The 25,386-nt window shown below is 56.5% G+C and carries 25 protein-coding genes; 7 read left to right on the top strand and 18 right to left on the bottom strand.

The window, feature by feature from the left end; translation table 11 throughout:
- Positions 1-78 precede the first annotated feature (78 nt).
- Positions 79-936, bottom strand: a complete 858-nt coding sequence (locus NTD85_RS01440) for an SDR family oxidoreductase (protein WP_262141247.1) — start codon at positions 934-936, stop codon at positions 79-81.
- Positions 937-1,124: 188 nt separating this feature from the next.
- On the opposite strand from NTD85_RS01440, the gene exbB reads away from it, so the two are divergent.
- The 6 genes from exbB to NTD85_RS01410 all read left to right on the top strand — a co-directional run bounded on the left by exbB (position 1,125) and on the right by NTD85_RS01410 (position 8,019).
- On the top strand, positions 1,125-2,081 hold the full coding sequence (gene exbB / locus NTD85_RS01435; protein WP_201136239.1) for a tonB-system energizer ExbB: 957 nt from the start codon (positions 1,125-1,127) through the stop codon (positions 2,079-2,081).
- Positions 2,082-2,087: 6 nt separating this feature from the next.
- Positions 2,088-2,516 (top strand): TonB system transport protein ExbD, encoded by a 429-nt coding sequence (gene exbD / locus NTD85_RS01430; RefSeq protein ID WP_103483727.1) that lies wholly within the window; start codon positions 2,088-2,090, stop codon positions 2,514-2,516.
- A complete protein-coding gene (locus NTD85_RS01425; RefSeq protein ID WP_103483728.1) occupies positions 2,513-3,262 on the top strand; it encodes an energy transducer TonB in 750 nt (249 codons plus the stop codon). The genes exbD and NTD85_RS01425 overlap by 4 nt, the downstream gene beginning before the upstream one ends.
- Positions 3,263-3,524: 262 nt before the next feature.
- A complete protein-coding gene (locus tag NTD85_RS01420) occupies positions 3,525-4,454 on the top strand; it encodes a hydrogen peroxide-inducible genes activator (RefSeq protein ID WP_027610401.1) in 930 nt (309 codons plus the stop codon).
- A 9-nt stretch (positions 4,455-4,463) separates the two neighbouring features.
- Positions 4,464-6,539, top strand: a complete 2,076-nt coding sequence (recG, locus tag NTD85_RS01415; RefSeq protein ID WP_003229518.1) for an ATP-dependent DNA helicase RecG — start codon at positions 4,464-4,466, stop codon at positions 6,537-6,539.
- 79 nt (positions 6,540-6,618) lie between these two features.
- Positions 6,619-8,019 (top strand): aminoacyl-tRNA deacylase and HDOD domain-containing protein, encoded by a 1,401-nt coding sequence (locus NTD85_RS01410; protein WP_262141246.1) that lies wholly within the window; start codon positions 6,619-6,621, stop codon positions 8,017-8,019.
- A gap of 262 nt (positions 8,020-8,281) precedes the next feature.
- Here NTD85_RS01410 and NTD85_RS01405 read toward each other — a convergent pair whose 3' ends face one another.
- Positions 8,282-8,665, bottom strand: coding sequence for a helicase (locus NTD85_RS01405; protein ID WP_003229522.1), 384 nt, complete (start codon positions 8,663-8,665; stop codon positions 8,282-8,284).
- A gap of 522 nt (positions 8,666-9,187) precedes the next feature.
- Between NTD85_RS01405 and NTD85_RS01400 the strand changes: the two genes are divergently transcribed.
- Positions 9,188-9,559 carry a DUF6124 family protein gene (locus NTD85_RS01400; protein ID WP_027610398.1) on the top strand — a complete coding sequence of 124 codons (372 nt, stop codon included), beginning with the start codon at positions 9,188-9,190 and terminating at the stop codon, positions 9,557-9,559.
- Between the two features lie 114 nt (positions 9,560-9,673).
- Here the strand turns inward: NTD85_RS01400 and NTD85_RS01395 are convergent, their stop codons facing one another.
- The 16 genes from NTD85_RS01395 to NTD85_RS01320 form a co-directional block, all read right to left on the bottom strand.
- Positions 9,674-9,835 carry a hypothetical protein gene (locus NTD85_RS01395; protein ID WP_177434699.1) on the bottom strand — a complete coding sequence of 54 codons (162 nt, stop codon included), beginning with the start codon at positions 9,833-9,835 and terminating at the stop codon, positions 9,674-9,676.
- A 37-nt stretch (positions 9,836-9,872) separates the two neighbouring features.
- Positions 9,873-10,406: an N-acetyltransferase gene (locus tag NTD85_RS01390; RefSeq protein WP_262141245.1), complete on the bottom strand. Its 534-nt coding sequence runs from the start codon at positions 10,404-10,406 to the stop codon at positions 9,873-9,875.
- A gap of 226 nt (positions 10,407-10,632) precedes the next feature.
- Positions 10,633-11,073 carry a hypothetical protein gene (locus NTD85_RS01385; RefSeq protein ID WP_102356290.1) on the bottom strand — a complete coding sequence of 147 codons (441 nt, stop codon included), beginning with the start codon at positions 11,071-11,073 and terminating at the stop codon, positions 10,633-10,635.
- A 60-nt stretch (positions 11,074-11,133) separates the two neighbouring features.
- Positions 11,134-12,207 (bottom strand): tetratricopeptide repeat protein, encoded by a 1,074-nt coding sequence (locus NTD85_RS01380; RefSeq protein ID WP_262141251.1) that lies wholly within the window; start codon positions 12,205-12,207, stop codon positions 11,134-11,136.
- Positions 12,208-12,209: 2 nt separating this feature from the next.
- Positions 12,210-13,058, bottom strand: coding sequence for a tetratricopeptide repeat protein (locus tag NTD85_RS01375; protein ID WP_262141244.1), 849 nt, complete (start codon positions 13,056-13,058; stop codon positions 12,210-12,212).
- An 18-nt stretch (positions 13,059-13,076) separates the two neighbouring features.
- Positions 13,077-13,448, bottom strand: coding sequence for a hypothetical protein (locus NTD85_RS01370; protein WP_186620178.1), 372 nt, complete (start codon positions 13,446-13,448; stop codon positions 13,077-13,079).
- Positions 13,449-13,452: 4 nt separating this feature from the next.
- Positions 13,453-13,908, bottom strand: coding sequence for a hypothetical protein (locus NTD85_RS01365; protein WP_262141250.1), 456 nt, complete (start codon positions 13,906-13,908; stop codon positions 13,453-13,455).
- 88 nt (positions 13,909-13,996) lie between these two features.
- A complete protein-coding gene (locus NTD85_RS01360) occupies positions 13,997-14,725 on the bottom strand; it encodes a hypothetical protein (RefSeq protein WP_262141243.1) in 729 nt (242 codons plus the stop codon).
- Entirely contained in the window at positions 14,722-17,172 is a 2,451-nt protein-coding gene (locus NTD85_RS01355; RefSeq protein WP_262141242.1) for an alpha/beta fold hydrolase, read from the bottom strand. The genes NTD85_RS01360 and NTD85_RS01355 overlap by 4 nt, the downstream gene beginning before the upstream one ends.
- A 9-nt stretch (positions 17,173-17,181) precedes the next feature.
- Positions 17,182-18,576 (bottom strand): TIGR01777 family oxidoreductase, encoded by a 1,395-nt coding sequence (locus NTD85_RS01350; RefSeq protein ID WP_262141241.1) that lies wholly within the window; start codon positions 18,574-18,576, stop codon positions 17,182-17,184.
- Between the two features lie 319 nt (positions 18,577-18,895).
- Positions 18,896-19,357: an XAC2610-related protein gene (locus NTD85_RS01345; RefSeq protein ID WP_247267179.1), complete on the bottom strand. Its 462-nt coding sequence runs from the start codon at positions 19,355-19,357 to the stop codon at positions 18,896-18,898.
- Between the two features lie 9 nt (positions 19,358-19,366).
- Entirely contained in the window at positions 19,367-19,792 is a 426-nt protein-coding gene (locus NTD85_RS01340) for a hypothetical protein (protein ID WP_262141240.1), read from the bottom strand.
- A gap of 47 nt (positions 19,793-19,839) precedes the next feature.
- Entirely contained in the window at positions 19,840-20,589 is a 750-nt protein-coding gene (locus tag NTD85_RS01335; RefSeq protein WP_262141239.1) for a lysozyme inhibitor LprI family protein, read from the bottom strand.
- Between the two features lie 219 nt (positions 20,590-20,808).
- Positions 20,809-21,642 carry a tetratricopeptide repeat protein gene (locus NTD85_RS01330; protein WP_262141238.1) on the bottom strand — a complete coding sequence of 278 codons (834 nt, stop codon included), beginning with the start codon at positions 21,640-21,642 and terminating at the stop codon, positions 20,809-20,811.
- A gap of 95 nt (positions 21,643-21,737) precedes the next feature.
- Complete coding sequence (locus NTD85_RS01325) at positions 21,738-22,694, bottom strand: hypothetical protein (RefSeq protein WP_262141237.1); 957 nt, start codon at positions 22,692-22,694, stop codon at positions 21,738-21,740.
- On the bottom strand, positions 22,691-25,360 hold the full coding sequence (locus tag NTD85_RS01320) for a hypothetical protein (protein WP_262141236.1): 2,670 nt from the start codon (positions 25,358-25,360) through the stop codon (positions 22,691-22,693). Before NTD85_RS01320 ends, NTD85_RS01325 begins: the two co-directional genes overlap by 4 nt.
- Between the last annotated feature and the right edge of the window lie 26 nt (positions 25,361-25,386).

Raw genomic sequence — 25,386 nt, 5'->3', positions numbered from 1 at the left:
TCAGTCGACATCAACGTTGCCTGACACACCCTCTTCGCGAGCAAGCCCGCTCCCACAGTGGTTTGTGGCGTTAGAAGGTCAGCATTTGCCTTCAAGAATCGCCGCATAGCCTTCGCGGTAACTCGGATACTTCGGCGTCCAGCCCAGCGCCTTCGCCCGGGCATTGCTGCAGCGCTTGCTGCCGGTGCGACGTACGCTGGCGTCTTCCGCCCAATCGGTAACCCCCAGATACTCGCGCAGCCAGGCAACCACTTCGGCCAAGGGTGCGGGCGCATCGTCCACACCGATATAAACATCCTGCAACGGCTTGCCCTGATGAGCCGCCTCCAGCAGAAACGCCATCAGACCTGCCGCGTCATCGGCGTGAATGCGATTGCCGTACAGCGGCGGCTCGACCGCCACCCGATAACCGCGACGCACCTGGGTCAACAGCCATTCACGACCCGGGCCGTAAATGCCGGTCAGACGCACAATGCTCGCCGGGATGCCGCTGTTCAGCGCCACTTGCTCGGCCTCAAGCATCAGTCGCCCGGAATAGCCGCTGGCGACAGTCTCTGAGTTCTCGTCGACCCACTCCCCTTCCTGCTGCCCGTACACACTGCTGCTGGAAACGAACAGCAGCCGCTCAGGGGTCTGCCCATAGTCGTCCAGCCAGCTCAGCACGTTCTGCAAACCCTGCACGTAAGCCGCACGATAACCGGCCTCATCGTGATCGGTTGCCGCTGCGCAATACACCAGGTAATCCACCGCCCCGACCGGCCAGGTCTCTGGGCAATCTTCCTTGAACAAGTCACCGGCCACGCCGATGACGCCGTCCGGCAAACGCGAAACATCACGGCGCAGACCATGCACCTCCCAGCCGGCGGCCAACAATTGCGTAGCCAGACGACTGCCGACGTCACCACAACCGGCAATCAAAACAGAAGGCGCAGACATCAAAAAACTCCCAAACGAAAGGAACAGACTAGCCCTCGCAAAGGACGAACGGCTAGCAATGAAGGAAAAAAAGAAACTCTATTACTTTTGTTAACAAGAATTACTTGCAATAATGCACCCCACTTTTGTTCTCGGCCTCACGAGGCCTGGAAGAGCATCACCGTTTTTCTACCTCAGGTCCGGCCAGCATGACACGTAATCAAATCCCCGCTTCGCCAACCAAACGACCTCGCGCCTTCAGCGCGGTGGCGGCCCTGCTGCTCAGCCTGATGCTGGCACCGACCGCTGCTTTCGCTGACGCACAAGCGCCAGCCGCTCCGGCTGCCACCGAACAGCACGCCCCTGCTGCCGCCGCGCCAGCCGCCACCGACCCGGTACAGGCTGTAGACGCCAGCGCAGCAGACGCGCCTGAAGTGCTCGAACCTGACAACACCCTGGGCATGGCGCACGACCTGTCGCCCTGGGGCATGTACCAGAACGCCGACATCATCGTGAAAATCGTGATGATCGGTCTGGCCATCGCTTCCATCATCACCTGGACCATCTGGATCGCCAAAGGCTTCGAGCTGATGGGCGCCAAGCGTCGTCTGCGGGGTGAAATCGCTGCGCTGAAGAAAGCCGCGACCCTCAAGGAAGCCAGCGCCACCGCAGCTAAAGAAGGCACCCTGGCCAACCTGCTGGTGCACGACGCGCTCGAAGAGATGCGCCTGTCGGTCAACAGCCGCGAGAAAGAGGGCATCAAGGAGCGCGTCAGCTTCCGTCTTGAGCGTCTGGTCGCTGCCTGTGGCCGTAACATGAGCAGCGGCACCGGCGTCCTCGCCACCATCGGTTCCACCGCGCCGTTCGTCGGCCTGTTCGGTACCGTGTGGGGCATCATGAACAGCTTCATCGGCATCGCTAAGACCCAGACCACCAACCTCGCCGTCGTGGCGCCGGGCATTGCCGAAGCGCTGCTCGCGACCGCTCTGGGTCTGGTTGCTGCGATTCCTGCGGTGGTCATCTACAACGTGTTCGCCCGCTCCATCGCCGGCTACAAGGCGCAGGTGTCCGACGCTTCGGCGCAGGTTCTGCTGCTGGTCAGCCGTGACCTCGATCACCAGCCTGAGCGCAGCAGCTCGCAACCACACATGGTGAAAGTGGGGTAATCGGCCATGGGCCTGCATTTGAAAGAAGGCGCAGACGACGATCTGGCCGAGAACCACGAAATCAACGTCACGCCGTTCATCGACGTGATGCTGGTACTGCTGATCATCTTCATGGTGGCCGCGCCGCTGGCCACCGTGGACATCAAAGTCGACCTGCCGGCCTCGACCGCCAAACCGGCGCCGCGCCCGGAGAAACCGGTGTTCCTCAGCGTAAAAGCTGATCAGCGTCTGTACATCGGCGACGACGAAGTCAACGCCGAAACCCTCGGTGCCGTCCTCGACGCCAAGACCCAGGGCAAGAAAGACACCACCATCTTCTTCCAGGCCGACAAGGGCGTGGACTACGGCGACTTGATGAGCGTGATGGATAAATTGCGCTCGGCCGGTTACCTGAAGGTCGGTCTGGTGGGCCTCGAGAGCGCAGCCAAGAAATGATCACGACGCGCCATAAGCTGACGCGTTACAGCGGTAGCCTGGCCGTGGTGCTGGGCGTTCACGCGCTGGCCATCGCGCTGGCGCTGAACTGGACCGCCCGCCCGCCCATCGAACTGCCGCCGCAGGCAATGGTGGTCGAGCTGGCACCGGTTCCGGCCCCGCCACCGCCTGCTCCGCCGAAAGTCGTCACACCGCCGCAGCCACCGGCTCCGGTTGAAGAGCTGCCGATTCCGAAACTGGCTGAAGCACCCAAGGCCGAGATTGCCGTACCGAAGCCGAAACCCAAGCCAAAGCCGAAACCGCAGCCACCCAAACCGGTCGAGAAAAAACCGGAACCCGTGAAGGAAAAACCTTCCGAGGAAAAACCGGCCGACACGCAACCGACCCAGGCACCGACGGAGAAATCCGCCCAGCCGGCACCGGGCCCGTCGCCCGCACAATTGGCCGCCAAGGCCAGTTGGCAAGGCACCCTGCTCGCGCACTTGGCCAAGTACAAAAAGTACCCGCAAAGCGCACAGGCACGGGGCAAGGAAGGCCTGAACCGTCTGCGTTTCGTGGTGGATGCCGAAGGTAATGTGCTGTCGTTCGAACTGGTGGGCCGCTCCGGCAATGCTGATCTGGACCGGGCCACCCTGGAAATGATCCGCCGCGCCCAACCGCTGCCCAAGCCACCGGCGGACATGTTGACCAACGGCTCGATCGAAATTGTCGCGCCGTTTGTGTACTCCCTCGAGAGACGCCGCTGATCCAATGTGGGAGCGGGCTTGCTCGCGAAAGCGTCGTGTCAGTCGACATCAATGGTTCTGACACACCGCATTCGCGAGCAAGCCCGCTCCCACAGGGGTTATGTATCGACAGTGGGATCGAGAAGGCACCGAAAGGTGCCTTTTGCCTATCTGGCAACGGCAAACTCACATTGCCCGGTGTCGCATTCCTCACTCAGTCTGATAACGTGCGTCTATCGATTGCAGCCGTTATGCTTGGCCCGCAACTTCATGGACGCTTGCTATGACTCTCACAGAATTACGCTACATCGTTACCCTCGCCCAAGAGCAGCACTTCGGCCACGCCGCCGAGCGTTGCCACGTCAGTCAGCCGACCCTGTCGGTGGGCGTGAAAAAACTTGAAGACGAACTCGGTGTGCTGATTTTCGAGCGCAGTAAAAGCGCCGTGCGCCTGACCCCGGTCGGCGAAGGCATCGTCGCCCAGGCGCAGAAAGTCCTGGAGCAGGCCCAAGGCATCCGTGAACTGGCCCAGGCCGGCAAGAACCAGCTGACCGCCCCGCTGAAAGTCGGCGCGATCTACACCGTCGGCCCGTACCTGTTCCCCCACCTGATTCCACAACTGCACCGGGTCGCCCCGCAGATGCCGTTGTACATCGAAGAAAATTTCACCCACGTGCTGCGCGACAAACTGCGCAACGGCGAACTCGACGCGATCATCATCGCCCTGCCGTTCAACGAAGCCGACGTGCTGACCCTGCCGCTGTACGACGAGCCGTTCTACGTCTTGATGCCGGCCCAGCACCCGTGGACGCAAAAGGAATCCATCGACGCTGCCCTGCTCAACGACAAGAGCCTGCTGCTGCTCGGCGAAGGCCACTGCTTCCGCGACCAGGTGCTTGAGGCCTGCCCGACCCTGACCAAGGGCAACGATGGCGCCAAGCACACCACGGTGGAATCCAGCTCGCTGGAAACCATCCGCCACATGGTTGCGTCCGGTCTGGGCATCTCGATCCTGCCGCTGTCGGCGGTGGACAGCCACCACTACGCCCCGGGCGTGATCGAAGTACGTCCACTGTCGGCGCCGGTGCCGTTCCGCACCGTGGCGATTGCCTGGCGCGCGAGCTTCCCACGGCCGAAAGCCATCGAAATCCTAGCCGACTCCGTTCGCCTGTGCTCGGTGGCCAAGCCCGCCGCACCGGTCACGGCCGGTTAAGCCAGGGTCATGACCGAGCTGTCGCAAGTGTCAGTGACGGCACTCAAGGGTGTCGGCGAAGCCATGGCCGAGAAGCTGGCCAAGGTCGGCCTGGAGAATCTCCAGGACGTGCTGTTTCACCTGCCGCTGCGTTATCAGGATCGCACCCGCGTGGTGCCGATCGGCCACTTGCGACCGGGCCAGGACGCCGTGGTCGAAGGCACCGTCAGCGGTGCCGACGTGGTCATGGGCCGGCGCCGCAGCCTGGTGGTGCGCATGCAGGATGGCACCGGCGGGCTGAGCCTGCGCTTCTACCATTTCAGCAACGCGCAGAAAGAAGGCCTCAAGCGCGGCACGCGGATTCGCTGCTACGGCGAAGTACGGCCCGGCGCTTCGGGGCTGGAAATCTACCACCCGGAATACCGCGCCATCACCGGTGACGAACCGCCGCCCGTGGATGAAACCCTGACCCCGGTCTACCCGCTCACCGAAGGCCTGACCCAACAGCGCCTGCGCCAGTTGTGCATGCAGACCCTGACGCTGCTCAAGCCAAATACCCTGCCCGACTGGCTGCCGACCGAACTGGCCCGCGACTACCAACTGGCGCCGCTGGCCGATGCGATCCGCTACCTGCACAACCCGCCCGCCGACGCCGATGTCGATGAGCTGGCCCTCGGTCATCACTGGGCCCAGCATCGGCTGGCCTTCGAAGAGCTGCTGACCCATCAACTGTCGCAACAACGTCTGCGCGAAAGCATGCGTTCACTGCGCGCGCCAGCGATGCCGAAGGCGAAAAAACTGCCGCCGAAATACCTGGCCAACCTCGGCTTCAACCCGACCGGCGCCCAGCAACGCGTCGGCAACGAAATCGCCTACGACCTCAGCCAGCATGAACCGATGCTGCGGCTGATTCAGGGCGACGTTGGTGCGGGCAAAACCGTGGTCGCCGCCCTCGCGGCGCTGCAAGCACTGGAGGCCGGTTATCAGGTCGCACTGATGGCGCCGACCGAGATCCTTGCCGAGCAACACTTCATCACTTTCAAGCGCTGGCTCGAACCGCTGGGCATTGAAGTCGCGTGGCTGGCCGGCAAGCTCAAGGGCAAGAATCGCGTCACCGCGCTGGAACAGATCGCCAGCGGCACGCCGATGGTGGTCGGCACCCACGCGCTGTTTCAGGACGAAGTGCAGTTCAAAAATCTGGCACTGGTGATCATCGACGAACAACACCGTTTCGGCGTGCAGCAGCGTCTGGCGCTGCGGCAGAAAGGCGTCGGCGGGCGCATGTGCCCGCATCAACTGATCATGACCGCCACACCAATTCCACGCACCCTGGCGATGAGCGCCTACGCCGACCTCGACACCTCGATCCTCGACGAACTGCCGCCCGGTCGCACTCCGGTCAACACCGTGCTGGTCACCGACACCCGTCGCGTCGAAGTCATCGAACGGGTGCGCAGCGCCTGCGCCGAAGGGCGTCAGGCCTATTGGGTGTGCACCCTGATCGAAGAATCGGAAGAGCTGACCTGTCAGGCCGCCGAAACCACGTTCGAAGACCTCACCGCCGCCCTCGGCGAGCTGAAAGTCGGGCTGATCCACGGGCGCATGAAGCCCGCCGAAAAAGCGGCGGTCATGGCCGAATTCAAGGCCGGCAACCTGCAACTGCTGGTCGCCACCACCGTGATCGAAGTCGGCGTCGACGTGCCCAACGCCAGCCTGATGATCATTGAAAACCCCGAGCGCCTCGGCCTTGCACAATTGCACCAGTTGCGTGGCCGCGTTGGCCGGGGCAGCGCGGTCAGCCATTGCGTGCTGCTCTACCATCCGCCGCTGTCGCAGATCGGCCGCCAGCGCCTGGGCATCATGCGCGAGACCAACGACGGTTTTGTCATCGCCGAAAAAGACCTCGAACTGCGTGGCCCCGGCGAAATGCTCGGCACGCGTCAAACCGGTCTGCTGCAATTCAAGGTCGCCGACCTGATGCGCGACGCCGACCTGCTGCCCGCCGTACGCGATGCCGCGCAAGCTTTGCTAGAGCGCTGGCCGACTCACGTCAGCCCATTGCTCGACCGCTGGTTGCGCCACGGGCAGCAATACGGCCAAGTGTGAGCACCGTCGCAGTTTGTGCAGGATCGTTCCTACAGAGCTGGTTATACTCCTGCCATTGTTTCAAAAACGGATACACACCATGACCGAAGCCGCTCTCGCCCCCGAACTCCCGCACGCTCCGTCCGTCATTCGGCTGCTGCTGGGCAAGCTGGGCATCGCTTACGAAGAAGTGCTCGACCACCACGGCCTCAATGCTTCGCGCAAGGTACAAGCCGTATTGCTGGACGATGCTGTGGGCGCGCTGATGGTGCTGTTTCCGCAGAGCCAGTTGCTCGACCTCAATCGCCTCGCCGAACTCACTGGCCGACGTCTGACCGCCGTGTCCACCGAGCGCCTGGAAAAGATGCTCGGCAAACATAGCCTGAGCCTGCTGCCGGGCCTGCCGGCGCTGACCAGCTCGCCGTGTCTCTACGAAGAAAGCCTGCTGCGCGAACCGAAGCTGCTGATCAACTCCGGCGAGCCGGGCCTGCTGCTGGAAATCGCCAGCGAAGACTTCAAGAGCATGCTGACCAAGGCCAGCGCCGCCAATTTCGGCGAAGCCCTGAGCAGCATCCGCCCGAACCTCGACCGCCCGGACGATGACCGCGAGGAAATCACCCAGGCCGTGCAGGCGTTCACTGCACGCCGGATTCAGCAGCGTCTGGAAGCGACCATCGAGATTCCCCCGCTGGCCGAGACGGCGCAAAAAATTATCAAGTTGCGCGTCGACCCCAACGCCACCATCGATGACATCACCGGCGTGGTCGAAACCGACCCGGCGCTGGCTGCACAAGTGGTGAGCTGGGCCGCATCGCCGTACTACGCGTCGCCGGGCAAAATCCGTTCCGTGGAAGACGCGATCGTTCGCGTGCTCGGTTTCGATCTGGTGATCAACCTCGCCCTGGGCCTGGCCCTCGGCAAGACCCTGAGCCTGCCGAAAGACCACCCGCAACACACCACGCCTTACTGGCAGCAGTCGATCTACACCGCCGCCGTCATCGAAGGCCTGACCCGCGCCATGCCCCGCGCTCAGCGCCCGGAAGCCGGCCTGACGTATCTAGCCGGTCTGCTGCACAACTTCGGTTACCTGCTGCTGGCCCACGTGTTCCCGCCGCACTTCTCGCTGATCTGCCGTCACCTGGAGGTCAACCCGCACCTGTGCCACAGCTACATCGAGCAGCACCTGCTGGGTATCAGCCGCGAACAGATCGGCTCGTGGCTGATGCGCTACTGGGACATGCCCGATGAACTGGCCACCGCCCTGCGCTTCCAGCACGACCCGAGCTACGACGGCGCCTACGCCGAATACCCGAACCTCGTCTGCCTGGCCGTACGCCTGCTGCGCAGCCGCGGCATCGGCTCCGGCCCCGACGAAGACATCCCCGACGCCCTGCTCGAACGCGTCGGCCTGAGCCGCGACAAAGCCAACGACGTGGTCAGCAAAGTGCTTGAGGCAGAAGTCCTGCTGCGCGAACTGGCTTCGCAATTCAGCCAGGCTTAAAAACTTCGCGAGCAAGCTCGCTCCCACAAGGTTTCGGTGACCTCCTGTGGGAGCGAGCTTGCTCGCGAAGAATCCACCTCGCTCCAACTGGCTCAGCAAACTCTTGTGGCGAGGGAGCTTGCTCCCGCTCGACTGCGCAGCAGTCGCAAAACCAGCCAACAAAATATGCCTGACACAACAAGGCCTCAGGGTTTAGGGCCGCTCCGCAGCCCAGCGGGAGCAAGCTCCCTCGCCACAAAAGCTCTTCTGATCAAGACTCGGCTCAAGCCTTAGGCTTGGCCTTCCTCGGCTTCAAATACTTCATCAATCCCTGAAACCACATCACCAGCGCCGGATTCCCCTTCAGCTGGATCGACTTGTCCTGAATCCCCTGCATAAACGCCAGTTGCTTGTTCTTCGCCTGCATCGTGGCAAAGGCATAACCCGCATCCTTGAACGCAATCGCAAACGCCGGCTCCGCCACCACCCCAGACTTGCTGGTAACGCGCTGATTCTTCACCACGAAATGCCGCGCCACTTTCCCGTCCAGCGTCTGCAGCTGAAACACCAGATCCTTGTCACCCAACTGCTGCTGGAACGCAGGATTTGTCCGGCTGGCCTTACCCATCAACAAACCCATCATCCACAGAAGAAAACGAAATTTCATGCGCACAGCCTCAAAAGGAAAATGAACGGCCGGGGCAGTGTAAGGGATTCAGACGATAACGCCACTATCTGCCTCTAATGGAAGATGATGCAGACCATTTCCCGCACGATGACTGCCAAGTCACGCCTCAGCACTCCACTTCCTACACCTGTTGAAACACATCCCTGTAGGAGCTGCCGAAGGCTGCGATCTTTTGATCTTCGGGCCTGCAAACCTATGGGAAATTTCCTGCAAAGTGCCGGGATACCTATGAACTAGGCAGGTTGGCAGTTCGTCGATAGCCTCTGTGTGTCGCCGCCAAATCGGCGACTCGGACGTGCAAGTCCGGTTCAGGTGCACATTCGTTGATGGCATTTCGCCGAGCGTTTTCCTATGCTCGCGGATCGTTATGGCGGCTGTGCGTCGGAGACCTTCGGGTCTGCCGGCCACCTGGACCGGTCTTGCACACCAACGCACAGCTGCCACCTCTTTCGAAGTGCAAAGCGAATAGGTGTCGGCCTCACAACTCCAGGAAGCTGCACCATGATCAAACCAACACCCAATCCCCCCGAAACCCCAGACATATCGCCCTACGAATCGCTGGAATCCAAGAAATTCCACGAAGCCGCCGAACGCGCCCTCGACCACCATTTCAAACCGCGCACCGAATCCCAACCCAAACGCGAAACCGGCCTCTTCAGCCTCACCCCCGGCACCGACGCCGAAGCCCTGATGGCCAACGCCTCCGAAGACCTCCTGTCCATCAGCGCCATCGCCTGCGACCTCGCCGACGACCTCCACGGCTCCCGCCGCTCGGTTGCACTGGCCCTGAGCAGAATGGCGGATGGGGTGCGATTGATGGTGGAAGGGACGCTCGACCACATTGAAGTGCGGAACCTGGCAGCCAAGTCGTAGCGGGATTTACGGATGAAAAAAGGGGACGTTAAGTCCCCTTTCTGCACCTATCGGTAAAAAATCCAGACACAAAAAAACTGCCAATCAGGCAGCTTTTTCGAGAATCCGAAACCTTCAGCCGGCCAGTCGACCGACAGGCTCGAAATCACTGCCTTTGGACAGTGCGACATCCAGAAAGCGGCTGCGCTTACCGGAACGTTTGGCCAAAACCTCACGAGCTTCGGCCTGGAACCGGGCAGCCATCATAGGCTTGGGTTCATGTTTGGACTTTTTCATGGAAACCTCTCGGGTCTCGAAATTTGACTGGATAGTATTACCGCTCAACCCCAATAACAAGCCGGCCCGTCGGATCAAAGCCAAACCCTAAACTCTCATACAACGGTATAGCAGCGGCGGCTGGTTCTTGAACTTCAATTTCCGTACAACCTATTAAGATCGCGTAGTTTTCAATCGCGGTTAGCGCCAAAGCAGCCACGGTGCCTCGCAACGGATGAGATCTGTCCGGCTTGCCCTCCAGAATCACAATCTTGATGCACAGCTTGCTCTTGCGAGGTGAGGCATAACACAACCCACATAATTCCCGGTCGAACCAAAGCGAGACATCAAAGCCTCGGATGTCAGCCTGCTTCCATTGATGCACGTCATGCCATGGGTATAGCGTAGCCTCATCCCCCCACAGATCGGCGGCTTCGATGGCAGCAAGAGTAATGGGCTCATATCGAATTTGAGTTGTATCAATACCTCTGGTTATGAGGTTCTGGTTCTCGCGCGCCAGGGCTTCCGCTGCCTTACGCGCCTCAGATCGCCAGATCTGGTAGCGATACCCGTTCCCTCGATTCTTGGACATGGACAACCACTGGCAATTTTCAAGCTCGAGAGCGTAGCGGCGTTTGAAGGCTTTTGAACATCAACAGAAATACCCTGACATTGATTATCTGGACCGAGCAATTCACGGCCCTTTAGCCTCAGCCCACTTACGCCATCGTTCATCGGCAGGACGGGGTGAGATTGGTTACGCCGTAACGAGATTTGTGGATGAAAAAGGGGACGTTAGGTCCCCTTTCTTCAAGACTTTATCCCCACTGACAACCCGTCTCTGGAGAGGCCTCGATGCTGAAGTCTTCATCGAACGAATACTGTTTGCCGGATTTGTAATTCGTGTAACGCATCGAGTTCACCCGAGCACCTTGCGTTGCAATGACATACTGCCCCGTCACTGCACCGTCTGAAACTTCCACCCAAGTCGTCGTGAATTCGTAGGGGCCGTCCTCCGTCATGACGTATTCTTCGGTTCGGTGATGAACCAGAGCAATGGCGTTCTTCGACTTGCTATACCTGACACTTGCGCCGCTCCATTTGGCGGCCGCGTCGTAATAGGTTCTGAATTCAAAATCGATATTTTTGCCTTCCAGCGAGCGGAAGCACCTTACCTGTGTAGAAACTTCACTGTGCGCAGCCAGTGGCATTAGAAGAAGCACAGAAATAAACGCAGGCAAAAATTTCAAACCGAACATTCCTTTAGCGGTTTCATGAGGTATCAGAAAACACATCTACAGCAACTCAACGAGCGTTGATCACGCCTCGGGCGCCAAAGCGCGGCGCTCACCCACCCTCGCCGGGATCTTCGAAGCCTTCCCCGCTTCAGACATTCGCGATGAGTATTGCTTGTATGCCGCCACCGCCCGCTCTTTATCGTTCACGGCCCAATAACTGTCAGCGAGATTCAGGTAAGCAACCGTCCTGTTTGGGTGGTTGGCAATCACTGCATTGAGCAACTCAATCGACTCAGCGTAGTAACCCGCCTCGCCCAGTAAAAACCCAAGGTCGTTGGACCAGCCGGGACGCTGCGGGTAGTAGTACTTTGCGACGATATAGCTTTCCGGGGGACAAGTGTCATGCGAGCCGCCGCCCATCAACGCGTAGCTCATCGTATCCTTGAAGGAAGAGTCATCACCCTTTCGGTAGGCTGCCAGCGCCATATCCAGCAAATCAGCCGAATCGACGGTCATCAATTTCTTTCTCACGCCCTTAATACTGCCAGTACGAGCAACCTGCAGCTTCTGCAGCGCTTCACGCCCATCGAAAGAAGCGAGAGTGATGGGGCCCAATGTCTGCACCGGCAACTCCACTACGCTGACAAGCGACCGGTCACAGGAGTCGTTGTTCGCAACTTCCAGGAGAGCTTTCAGCTCAAACTGCTTTGAACCTCTGTTGAAGGCGAACAACAGGTTGAAGTTATAAACCGCGTTATCTTCTTCGCTGGTTACTAGCGCGATGTAATCCCCAGCCTCAACGAACGGCTGCTTGACCACAGCTTCCTCAGCCTGTGGATCAATGACGGTCATGACGCCAGGGCGACCTTTGAGTACATGGACGCTGAAGACACCCTGAAGCGCAGACGAGTACTGACTCTTGATCAGAGGCAGCGCCTTCGACGTATCGAGCAATATGTCCTCATCACGTGCCTGTACCGGCGCAATCAACAACCGGTTAGAGGCCTCGTCCGCGTCTCCTGCCAGAACGAATACGTTCTGCCGTGATGCATCACCCAGCAAACTCGCAGGAATTTCCTTGAGGACTTGCGGGGTAGAAAATGCGTAGGAAGTGGATAAAAGCCCAAGGCTCAACACGATAAAGCGGAAGAACATATTCACTGTTTCATTCCCTGAATTTCAGATCGCTCAACGACGCGTTGCGAAATCTTCTGCGCTTTGCCGGCGGCACTCATCGCGTCGCGGTACTCGCGGTAATACCGCTGCGCTTCCTCTTGCCGATCAAGTCGCCACAGCGAATCAGCCATGTTCAGCATCAGCACTGTGCGTTTGCCGACAGCTTCAACGCCTCGATAAAACTTCATTGCCAACTCATCGTTGCCGCCCTCGGCCAGATAAAAACCGAGGTCGTTGTAAGCCTGAACATTTTGCGCCGGGGGATGACACGCCATATAGGATTCCGGGCTTAAAAAGCTCAGGCTCCATTCGATGGACTCTGCTCGGGACTGCGCAGGCTTAATACTCGAAGAATTTTTCAGAAGGTCCTTTGGTGGCTTAGTCTCCAAGACAGGATTGAGTACCCCGCCCTCTTCAGAAACCCATTGATTACCCACCCATTTACCCTCACAAAACCGTTCGTAAGTCTCAGCAAGTACGCAACCGGTTTCCATCGAGATCACATCGCAATGTCCCTGTGATGTCGCTATTTCCTCGCCGTTCTCACCTATGACAACGCCGTACTCCACCGCAGTCGCCAGTAGAAATTTTTGGTCAGGGCTGAGCCAGTCAGGATACGCCTGCGCAGCAATGCCGGCATGGAACAAGGGGAACGTTTGTCCATTCGCGGTGAACCAGGCGGTCGTAGATTCCACGACGGGCGATGTCCATTTTTTTGTCTGGAACGTAACGGTGTTTCCGGCGGCTCCCACTATTGGCGGGTCAACGGCAAAGACATTGGCAGCGCTGAACAAACTGCCGATCATCAATACCCACTTAAGGCTGGCCATAGCTAATCCTTTTCGCCGTTAGCCGGCCTTTTGTTTTGTCAGGCACTTTGCATAGCCGTCCGCAAACTTGGCATCGAATGACAACGCCACCGGTTCATCCAACTCGGCCGAGGTGTTGAGCAATTCGTGGGTAGCCGGGGTGTATTTGATCCAGCCAATCGTGCCGGTGCCGTCGGTGTCGAAAAACAGCTGAGCGCGCACTACTTCACCGTCATCCTCATCGATCAGCAAATTGACCTTGTCCTTGCCGACATAACGAAACGGAAAATCGCTGCTCCTGACAAGCTCAGTAAGGTAGCCGTAGCAACTCCCTTCGCTGGCAGTCGCGGGCAGTGAATGAGATAAAAGCGAAAGCGCAATCAGCACCGACCGAATGAAAAACCGGTTCATCCACTCACTCCTCATCCATCGGCGACGATTCCACGTCGGTCATGCTCAGCAGTCGAAATTCATTGTTCACAAACTCGTAGTAACGATCCCGGTTACCACTTTCCAAAGCATTCCCCTGCGCATCTTCTTCACCGTCGAGCGTGATGCCGGACACGATGATCAAACGACTGCCGGGCTGGTAAACCATGCCGAACGTGCTGCCGTCGTAAGCATTGGGCAGACCGCCAACGACTTCCCCAGTCTGAGCGTCCAGCACTTCGCCGCAAATGGCGCTGCCGCCACAACCGAGCCTGTGCAGGATGTAATGGCCGGCGAAGTTGACCTTGCCTTTCAGGGCTTGCACCCGTGCCTGATCCATCATTGGGCTGCTGTTTTCTTGCGGCACCAGCTTATGGTTGGGGCCGGTGAAAACTGGCGTGACGGTGTAATCCTTGAAGGTTGGATCGGCCGCGAATGCCATGGACGCGGCAGCCGATATCAAGCTGCCAAGAAGAACCGAAAATCCTTTCACGCTGTAACTCCATCGATGCAATGCTGTTTGGGGATATTCATTCGAAGGCAATGCCGCGCACCGCTGTCTTAATTTGCTCGAACCCTTCGTTGCTGATCGCCAACGGGGCGGATGAACCCGATTCCGCCGAACCGATCAGCACGTCTTTGCCTCGCAGCAGGCAAAAAGCGATGCGGGTAATGTGCTGTCGTGATTTGTCGAGAAAACCGAAGATGAACCCCGAAGACTTCTTCCCGCCCCATTGCTCAAAGGTGTATTTGTCCGGATGACCCGCCATCGAATTGGGCACCCAGCCCTGATCGGTAAGGGTCGCCGGGCACCTGCGGTTGTTCTCGTCACGCAGGAGCTGCACCGCAATTGCGTCCTCCCCCGGAGGCTTCCAGTCGGTCAGAAGCGAGAAGTTCTCAGAGTTTTCACACATCAAACCGAACCACGGTTGGCTGAGGTTGCCGTGGCTCTCGAAATGCCAGTCAGCGCCACTCGACGTCTGCGCTTGCCACAAGCGAGGGGCCCTGGACGGTTTGGGCAGTTGTTCGGCCGCGACAAATACCGAATAGAAATCGTCGAATTTCAGCCATTGATCCTGCAGCAGCGGCATGGAGAACCGGCACGATTGCATGTCTACAACGGTCTCGACCGGGCCTTGGGCAATGGCCGATTGGCCCGTGGCATTGCCGATTTGAACGGTCGTTGCGGCAACCACATAGTCCGTTTGTGCAAGCGCGACCAAACCGAAGAGAAACCCTCGAAAGCCTCGAATATTCACTTCATATCCTTCGAATTGATCAATTCCAACTCTCCATCCCGATACAACACCTCACACCCCAACCACGCCGGATCCACCTGCGGCATCACCGCCGACGGCTTGCGCAACTCGCGCAACAACGTCGAACCATGGGACAACCGCCCGCCCATACGCGCAATCACCGCCCGCGCCGCTTGATAGTGTGCATGCCGCCCCGGATCGAGAGTGTCTTCGAGCAAGATGTCCTCGCCGAGAATGCCTTGCACCTGCCCCGGATAAATCATGAAACCGGTCGCCCGCTCCGCACCTTCGCGACCGTCCTGCCAGAAGCTCCCGTCACGAGTACGGATGTCGGGGTGCGGCGCGAACCAATGTTCGCGATCCGCCATGGGCATGGCGTGGTGCAGACGGAAGAAGATGCGCATCAGATTGTCGCGATACCACTCGCGCACTTGCAGGTAGTAACCACGCAGGCCCGGCAGGCCGGTCGAATGCGCGAGGCGGATCAGCCCGGACCATTGCGGGAATGACTGTAGCGGCAGTTCGCTCGACGCGGGTCGCGGGGTGGCCGGGTCGGTCTCCCACGGCAATCGATGCGGACTGTTTTCCAGATTGTCGTACGCGGTCGGCGGGCGGCCCAGCCAGTCGCCGCCACTGCTGGCCAGCGTCGTGGCGATGCACAGATTGCCTTGCACCACGAACACGTAGAACCGGGTGAACCAGTCCGCGAGTTGTTGGCCATTGGCACTTTGGGCGACCAGTTCGGCCAGCTCCCGATCGAAGCGCTGCAAACCGTTTTCAAGGTTCAGCAAATGGCCCCGAGCCTTGCGTTGCATACGCAAAAACAGCGGCAACGAACGCAGCATCTTCAGCGGTTGCCACGGCAGATGCGGCGTCGCACCACCAACTTCACCGGCGTAGTTATCGGCGCTGATGCCCCAGTCGGCCAACCGGGCAAGAAACAGGTCATTGTTGATGTAGGACGCGCCGCCGAACACAGCAGTGAACGGCTCGTTGTCCTGCAACACCCGCGCATCCCAGCGCGCCATGATCGCCGGGATACTCGCCGCCGCGCGGCGCTGGGCGTACTCCACCAGCACGCTCGGTTGCGGTGGGAGGATCTCGGCGATGTTCGCGGCGGTCAGGTGCCGGCGCCAGCCGTAGTCGCTGATCGGCCGGTATTGCAGCAGCCAGAGTTGCGAGCCGTCCCAGGCCCATTCGACGTCGCCGGGCACGTAGTGGAACACGCGCAACACGTCTTGCAGAAAGCGCCACAGCAGGTCTTCGGTCAAGCCGTGGGACGGCGTGAACGTGCCGCTACGCCACGCATCGCCGAGTCGCGAAAGCGTTGCTTGTGAGGGGCTGACGTGACCGTCGGCCAACGATTCGAGATGGCCTTCAACCCATTCCAGTTCTACCGAGAGATGGCGCACGAACGCGATCCCGGAAACTACCGGGGTGATGAAGCGCTGCACCACCACTTCCTCGACACCTTCGGCCGTGAGTTCGGCGATGCGTTTCGGCACATTGGCTTGCGGCTCGCGCAGATAGGTTGTGCTCAAACCGGCATTCGCCGAATCGGCCTGATCCTCGCCATAACTGGAGGAGCGCACCGCCCAGGTCACGTCGGGTTGGGCAGCGAGAAATGTTGGCAGACGCGGATCATTGCAATCGTTGAGCGTCAGCGCCGCCGGCACCGCTTGCCGGGCCAGTTCAGCCAGGCGCAAACGCCCGCCCTTGGTGTGCGCAACAAACCCGCGCTCGCCCGACTCCAGCCACTGTGCGAACTGCGCGGGCGAGTCGATCCACGGGTAATGGCCCCAACCGGGTTTGAGGCTGATAGTCAGATCAGCGCGAGCGAGAATCGCCGACCACGCCGCCGCTTGCTCGATGCCGAGCACAGCGTCCTGATCGCCCCAGACCAGCTCGATCGGATCGGTGATCCACTCCAGCAGCGGCAACGCAGTATCTGCGCGAATCACGTCCCAATGCGGCACGAACGCACGGCAACGCGCATAGCCGGCGCCCATGCGCTGGTACTGCGCGGGCGTCCAGGTCTGGTTGGAGAACTTGCGCGCGAACAGCGTGGGTTTGTTCGAGAGCAACCAGTGAATGGTCTTGCGAATCGGCAGCGGCGACATCAGCGCCGGCAACCGCCGCTGCCACAGAAACGCACCGACCGGCGCCAACAAAACGCTACGCGAAAAATGCCCCGGCCGACGTTGCAGCGCATGCAGCACCAGCAACGCGTTGACCCCGACCGCCATGATCGCGCTGCCCTTTTGCGTCATCGCCAACAAGGTCTGGGCGTAAGCCGCCAGATCCTCGCAGGGCGGCTGCGGGTTGGCGCCGAAGCCCGGCAGCTCCAGCGGCACCACCTCGTAACGCTGAAAGTGCGGCAGCGCGTCATCCCACCAATCGGCGGCGCTGCCGTTGCCGGCCAACAGGTACATCAGGGGCTTGCTCATGGGCGATCCTCAGGCCAGATCGCGCAGCGCGGCGTCAAGAGTCGGATAGCGGAACGTGTAGCCCGCCTCGCTCAAACGCTGCGGCACCACGCGCTGACCGTCGAAGAACAGCTGCGCCATCTCCCCTGCCATTGCACGCACTGGCGCGGCGGGAATATGGAACCACACCGGACGCTTGAGGACCTTGCCGGCCTGCTCGGCGAACGCTGCCTGACTGACCGTTTCCGGCGCCACCATGTTGTAGGTGCCGCGCAGACTGTCGTCATTGAAAGCCCTTGCGATCACCTGAAGCACATCATCGCGATGCACCCAACTCATGATCTGCCGACCATCGCCCATGCGCCCGCCGAAGCCCAATCGGAACGGCAGCAGCAACGGCGTCAACGCACCGCCCGGGCCGAAGACCACGCCGAGGCGTAGCACCACCTGACGCACGCCAAACTCAGTGGCCGGTTGCGCGGCGGCTTCCCAACGCGCGCAGAGTTCGGCCATGAAACCGTCGCCCTTGCTGGCGTGTTCATCGAGGCTTTCGCTGGCATCGCGCACGCCGTAGAAACCGATGGCTGAGGCTTGAATCCACAGCGGTGGTTTTTGCTTGGTGTTCTTCAGCCAGATCATCAGGGCTTCGGTGGTGCCGACTCGACTGGCGAGCAGTTGCGCCTGACGCTTGGGAGTCCAGCGTGGACCGGCGACGGGTGCGCCGGCGAGATTGATCACTACGTCGAAGGCTTCGTCGCGGCTGAGTTCGCTGAGCGAGTGCACACAGCGGACGCGGCCGTTGAATAAATTGGCGGCGTTCGACGGATCTCGCGTCAGGACGCTGATTGAATGACCGGCATCGAGCAGTTGGTTAACCAAGGCTTCACCGATAAACCCGGTGCCGCCGGTGATCAGTACGCGCTTGAAAGCGCCGCCAGCAAACGGACTGGATGAGCTCGGAGTCTTTACTGAAGGGGATTTTCGGCGGTCATGGCGATATAGCCAAACCAGCGGCGGCAACAACACCAGCAACGCAAAACCATCGAGCCACAGATGCGACCAGACCTGCCGTTGCGCTGAAAGCCACATGTCCTGCGGCGCCCATAACAGGATGCCGGCGATCAACCATCCCCACACTGCTGGGGCTTTCAAGCGATTACCCAAATGCACCAACGCGAGCATATACAGCGCATAACTTTGCAGCGTCGCGCCGAACAGCGCGAGCCACCAGACCTGTTGTTCGTGGCCGGCGGCGGGCACCGCATCGGCGCCCCAGAATGCGAGTTCCAGGGTGTGCAGGTAGCCGTCGAGTAATCCGGAATGACCGGCCCAGGTCAGGGTGAGGCCGGCGAGAATGTGCACGATTGAGGCGGCGTATAGCCAGAGTACTAACGCGGGGCGAAGGGAGATCGAGGGGGCTGGCATTCCGTGTCCTGAGCGCATTCCTTGGGGGTGGGGAGTTTAAAGGAAAATCGCAGTCGTCAGATGCTCAAGCATTAAACGTTTTAGCGTGAGGGATTCAGGCTCAACGCGTGCGAAAGCGCATCAAACATGCCCCCAAAACTCAGATGCAGCGACTAGCCTTGATCGGCGCGGTGCCTGACGATCCCAATCGCCCCACTTGAAGAGACCCAACTGATTACCTTTGTCAGCCGCCATTTGATAACAGGCTAACGCCCGAGACATACCCTTCGTTCTAAGCTCGCCACAACAAACCGTTTCACTGTGTTCTTCCTTGAGTCATTCAGGCTTTGCGTTTGGAGAACCGGGTGACGCATTGCTTGGGTATGTTCATTTCCCAGTAGGTGCTGAGCAACGCTTTACGCTTTTTGTCGACGCGCAAATTAACGAAACCATCGCCGCAATCCGGCTGCAATTCTTCGAAGGTGCCGGTTCTGGCTTGGTAAATGAACACCCGGTAGTAGTCGTAAGTACCCATGCCGTCATCAAGCTGCCAGATCGCGAAATCCTGTGCGCCGTCGAAATTGAAATCGTCGAACTGCATGTGGAGTTCGTTTACGGCTTCAAAATCGACCGTCCGCGACTCGTTATGCGTTTCGCCTTTAACCGCGACGTTCAGCGTGGAGCCTTTGAGAACCAGCGTTGCTTCAACGCCTTGGGTTGGGCTGAACGTAGCGGTTTCGGCTAGCGACGGGATCGTCCACAGCAGGCCCAGCAGTGATAACGCTAAAGTTTTGAAATGCATGTACTCGCCCTATTCCCACTTGCATCCGGACTCCGGAGAGGAGTCGATGCTGGTATTCATTCCGAAGCTGCACACCTTGCCGTTGGACTGCTTTGTGTAAGACATCGAGACGATCTGCGAGCCTTGTGTCATCAACTCATAAGTGCCCGTGACCTCGCCGTTGATGACTTCGGACCAAGTTCTGGTGTACTGCCAAGGCGCGTCCGGATCGAGGATTTCATTCTGAGAATCCGTCAACACAATGGAAATAGGCTCGCTGGATTTGGCGTACTTCACAAAACCACCGGACCATTTGCTGGCTTCGTCGTAGTAGGTCCGGAGTTCGAACTTTACCGGGCTCGATTGGGATAGTTCGAAGCAAAGTGATTCGGTGGTGACTGCGCTTTGAGCGCCTAAAGGAAATAGCGCAAAAAAGAGAAAGAAAAGTTTGTTCATGCTCATCCAAGTAGACGCTTTCGCGCCAATGCTCTGACTTGTCCGTTTCAACGTCTGTTCTTGTCCGGTGCCAAAGCCAATTGGCGAGCACGCTCTATCGTCGCGCGAATCAGGCAGGCATCGGACCACTCACCGAAAACTGATTTATGCAATTTCGGGTCGGCCTGGCACTCCGCATCTCGAAATTTCATCCAGGCTCTTTGAGTTTCCCTCAGTGCTTTCTGATCGCTTTCGTCCAGCCGGCTCATACGATCCCGAAATACAGAATTCAACAATGCATCCGCGTCAGGAACCATCAGATCAAGAACACCATTTCCCGAGGGAAACCACTCTACGTCCGCCAATGCCTGTTCGCTCTCATTGTTCCAATTGTAGAGGCCGTTTTCTTCGATCTTCAGTGTGGCGGATCGCTGATGGTGATTCGTCGGATCGCTTTCGCTGACCTCCGAGCGATAAACAATTTCCAAATAGATAGGATCGGTTGTGCGCTGAGGATCATTCAATAGCGTTTGCCGAACAATGGCCCGTTGCTTATCGCTCTCAGTGATCTCTATCGAAAAGCACGGATCCGGCCCAGGACGTTCTGCGGACGCCTTCCTCTCCAGGCATTGATTACGAACCGCCATTGAAGGGGTATCCGAACCGCCACCCACATCAACGACTCTGACAAGCAACCGGACTTCCGGGTCCTTGGAAAAGTCGGCCTGAAGGATGGTGGCAATCATCGTGCCCTCAGCCATGACCACAGGCGACAGTATTGAAAGTAAAAAAATGAGGCTGAATCTGAAAATATGCATTCCTTGGCGTCCGTAAAAAAGCACAGTGATCCGTTCAATTGTGAACGGGCCTGCGAAAGAAGATAGAGTCAGAACCGACAAACGGGCCAGATCTATTTAAGTTCTCAACCAAACTCAAAGCGATCGAGCGCAACAAATAAATCCGTCCCCTTTACCAATCACCGCACATACGCCTCGGTGGTGCCCATGCCGCCCAGGATCGAAACCTCCCTCGCGTCGCTATTTCGCCCGTTCAGCAACGCGTGCAGGCACTTTTCCGACTTTACCTTCCGCGATCATGGCGTCAGAGTATTTTTTGTAATATTTCGCAGCCTCGGAAGTTTCTTTCAAATTCCACAAAGAGTCCGCGATATTGAGCATCAGCACAGTCCGCTTACCAACTACTTCGATTCCCCGATAAATCCTCAGTGCGGACGAATCATCACCTGCTTGTGCTAGATAGAAACCGACATTGTTCAAGGCTTGGACGTTCTTACTGGCTGGGTAGCAACTCATATAAGATTCGACCCCCATGAATAGTTGGTCTTTTACAGCAAGTCCTCTCGCAGAAGCATTATTAATCGATTCCACTGACTTTATTAGATTGTTAGGAGAAATCGTTTCCAAGTTCGGCACAATCACCTCTCCCCCATCAGTCAACCAATTTCCCCCTTTCCAACTTCCAGAACACGCTTCAGCGGAGCGTGACAAAAGTACGCAACCAGTATCCATTGAAACCATATCGCAATAATTATTCTCGGTGGCAACCACCTCTTGCCCATTGCTCAACTCTCCAAATACAGTTCGCTGAACCAACGCATATTTTTTGCTGGGTGAAAGAGAATCAGAGTTAATACCTACGTCAACTGAAGCTTTGCTCCCACTATCGTATAAATCATAGCTTTCGTTCATCTTGGAGAAGGTAGCGCGCTTCCATACAGCGGCACCTTGATCCCAAGAAGAAAACTTGAGCATCGCACCATCGGCACTCGTCAAACTCGAATCTGCGGCATTACAAAAAGATCCAATTGAAAAAATTAGACACGTACCTATAAAAAATTTTGCCTTTAACATTTTCAAAGCCCTGCCTTTAAGTAAAAATGGGGACAGACCACGTTTTTCGGATCATTATTAAAACGTGGTCTGTCCCCATTTCATACTCTCAACAATCAGTATACAGTTAGGGGAAACATGAAAAAGCTATACTTTTTATTATCTCCGGCTTTCGATACCCAATCGCCTTTATAACCGTCACCATCTGCCTTCCCTACAAACAGAGCTCGCTGCTTTTTCCCATCTTCTGCGTACTCAGTTACATTCAATCCCGCCGCGTCTACACATCCTTCAAAAACAATCCTCTCTGAAGAAGGTTTATATTTATAACCGCCTTTACTAGAGCACGAATTCTTTTTTATATCGCCTATAAACCAAGCCTTCTCAGCAACCCTTCCAATATATGCTATCGCCACACCATCAGACTTAAGCTCGCAATTTGAATAACATGCCATCTGAAAAATATCGGGCTTATTAGAGTCGAAAAACAAATACGTAGCTGAACCGTCAATTTTTCCTGCTTTATAGACTGGAACCTTTATTGCGATATCCACCCCCATGGACGAATCTGGCGTTTCCTTTTTTAATTCGAGATTATCCTGAACAGCGTCACCACACAACGAACTTATTGCTGCATCACTAAATGTTTGACTCTTAGAAATTATTTGACTTTTTTCGCTAACACGGCACTCATACCCATACCAAGCAGGTATCGATGCAGGTGAAATAACTTGTGAAAAGCTGTAGACCCTATCGAGAGAAATTTTCTTGTCAACATAGGAAAATACAACCCAACTCCGGCTTTTAGATGATGAAAAATCCAAGTGCTCCAAGACATATTTTTCACCATATTTATAAAGCCAGTTAGAGCTCATCGCTCCCATATTCTCGGAGACTTCAGAAAATTTACTGCCTGTAGATGCCTCAACTAAAAACCCATTTTCATTGAGCAAAATTTCGCAATTTTCTGACTTTTCCTGGCCATCAGTACATGACCCATGCTTTGGGAAAAAAGGCTTAGCGCAGCTTATGGACGGCAATAAAATAGCTAAAATAAAAAATAATGTTTTCAACTTTTAATCCTCGTCAAAAGCGCTTCGAATTTTTGCGCATAAAAAGCAAATACATCTTTCCGGTCAGTACCATTGATAATTTTACGAGCCGAAACATAGTTTTTACTACCAGGCGACAAATGTGCTGCCAGTGTATTTCCAGTTGAGAACAAACCGTCACGCATGCCACCAAGCATAATTCTGGTCGCATACTCCAGATCCAACGCAAGGTCTGGGTTACCCGTAAAGTCAATACCCAAACCTGCGGAGAACTTCTCATAGTTTATCTTCCAAGTGATCTGGCTAAGCCCTCGCCCTCTATACTTGTAACCATCACCAATTTCAGTATTATGATTCAATCTCGCCATATTAGCGCGTCGCCCAGTTGGACCTGAACCGTAGTCAACCTCAGCATCCGCATAGGAAATTTTTTCGCTAACAGGTGCAAAAAATACTACCCTATTCCAGTCATAAGACTCAACCCTGATAGTTGCCAGCATGTAAGATAGATACACATCATTACATTCATCAAAATACTCTCCCCACAACTTCATCATCATGGAGAGCAATTTTTTAAGATTATCTTCTGACTCTTGATTTAGCGGATGCACCAATGAAACATGAGTGACATTATTGCTAGCGAACCAACCAAATACATGCTGATGCTCTTTTTTGTACTCCTCCACGAACTTTTCAATATTCAAGCAGCCGCAAGAATACTTCATGCAATTTGAAATCAAACCAACCGGATGAATATGCTGAACGCTAGCATCAGCAGTAATACCATGTTGTCCTATAAGCTTACCCCACCAACTTAGACGCTCAATCCTTGCTTTTTCCTCAAGCCAAGCCTTGTGAGGATCAGAATCACTATGGCCAATAATTTCATCCAGAGTATCCCAATTTTCTTTTTTATAGTCCCATTCATTTTCATATCGCGTCACCATCTGCGATATGGGTTGGGAGAACCACGGTTTGCCCAACGCCTCCGCAATTTCAGACGGCGCGAGTTTTTTATCTCCATTTCTGTCGAGAATTTTGTACAGCGTCTCGTTAACAGAACCCGCTAGGGCGGTCTCTACATTCGGCAGATACGACTCACGCTCTTGCTCATCGAGACTCTCTTGAGCATGCAGAAAAGCTGCTAGGTGGTCGACATTGCTTGTGGTTTCGTTAATAAAGGTGAATCCGTTCCACTCAAACGGAGAGTGCCGCGAGAGCACTGTATCGGGTTCTGCAAACCATCCATCAATTCCATTACCATTTTTGTCGCCTAACAAACCATCTAGGCGCCACCAATAGGTGGTGGAAGTCGATGTACCCATCACTACAGATTCTTTGATTTTCTTCTCCGCGGGTAGTGCTTCAAGCAGTCCAACGGGAATATAGAAGTCATAGCCCACTTTGTTGCCTGGATCTGCTGCTTTAGGAGGAGTCGCGGCATTCATATGTGGTGCATGAGTAACTAACCACGTATCTGCTGGTATCTTGACTATTGTTTTTTCAGCAGCGGGAAGGCCTACAGCCTTCTCTTTACTTTTACTAGTAAAAGATTCCACGTCCTCACAGCTGAAAACTTCCAGGTGTAATAAATTTTTCGGAGCGGCATCTGTATGGGTCTGATATTTCCCAACATGCCCCAACACCTCACCGGCCTTAATTTTGTAGGTCTGAGGCAGTGGAACCACCTGCCCAATAGGGGCATGTGGCTCGTTCTTGGCTTCCAAATCTTCAAGCCAAACAAATCCAGGCAATTTACCGTCACTACTAACCTCAATTGCTGGAATAGGCTGACCACCTACAATCTCAACTAGCTTTCGATACTGCCTCGCGGCTTGTTCATCGCTAATTCTGATTTGCGTACCCGCCGGTAATAACGCAATAGGTTGCCCACCGCTGGTCGCATCACGAACGTTAGCACCGCTCTTTTGGTTCGGAGGAGCGTCTTTTGCTTCCTCTCCTACCAGATAGCTGTCTCCCCCCAAATGCTTCATTTGCCCCTTAAATACCCATCCAGTATTGACAGGCAAGCTTGGGAACTCAGGAGTGACACTGACGACTTCCAGCCAGTTTTGGTTAGGTGGTCCCGGTTTGGTGAGTACCTTAGTGCCACGGGGTAGTACTGCCAAAATAGGTGTTTGAGACGAATTGCCTTCACGAACCCTAAGTCCCAATGATTTGGTTCGAAGATTTTCCTTTACTTGATAAAGGCCTTTCCCCCAGAAACCCGGAGGCTTAAGCGAAGGATTCGCTTTATAGGTTTCCCAATCAAGTAGGTGCATATAGAGACTGAAGAACGTCAGGCTTGGCCCAGTCGCAGCAGCCGTACCAGTAGCAGGAGCCGGCGTAGACGGTGCCGGTAACTCAAGTCGATGCTTAACCAGCACAAACCCCGTCGAATAAACCGAGTGCGTCGAGCCAAAATCAGAAGTCGGATATTTCTCGTCAATACGGTATGCGACGACTTCTCCATCAGCGATGCACCTGACCTCCGTCAGATCCTTCACCAACCCCGAAGCTTCATCGAAATGAACACCACCATGCCAAAGACCATTGGCCCCCAGCGGATAATAGCCATCCTTCGCTTTGGCTAACGCCTTGTAGAACTGCTGCGGATCGGTCGCTTCGGCCGTCCCTACTTTCAAGGGATACGACCATTTTTCTACTTTCTTGGTTGTCTCTGTCATTACCAATTACCTGAATTCTGATCCCT

The sequence above is a fragment of the Pseudomonas sp. 13B_3.2_Bac1 genome, from assembly GCF_025466205.1.
Taxonomy (GTDB): Bacteria; Pseudomonadota; Gammaproteobacteria; order Pseudomonadales; family Pseudomonadaceae; genus Aquipseudomonas; species Aquipseudomonas fluorescens_H.
This window is presented reverse-complemented; position numbering and strand designations above follow the sequence as displayed.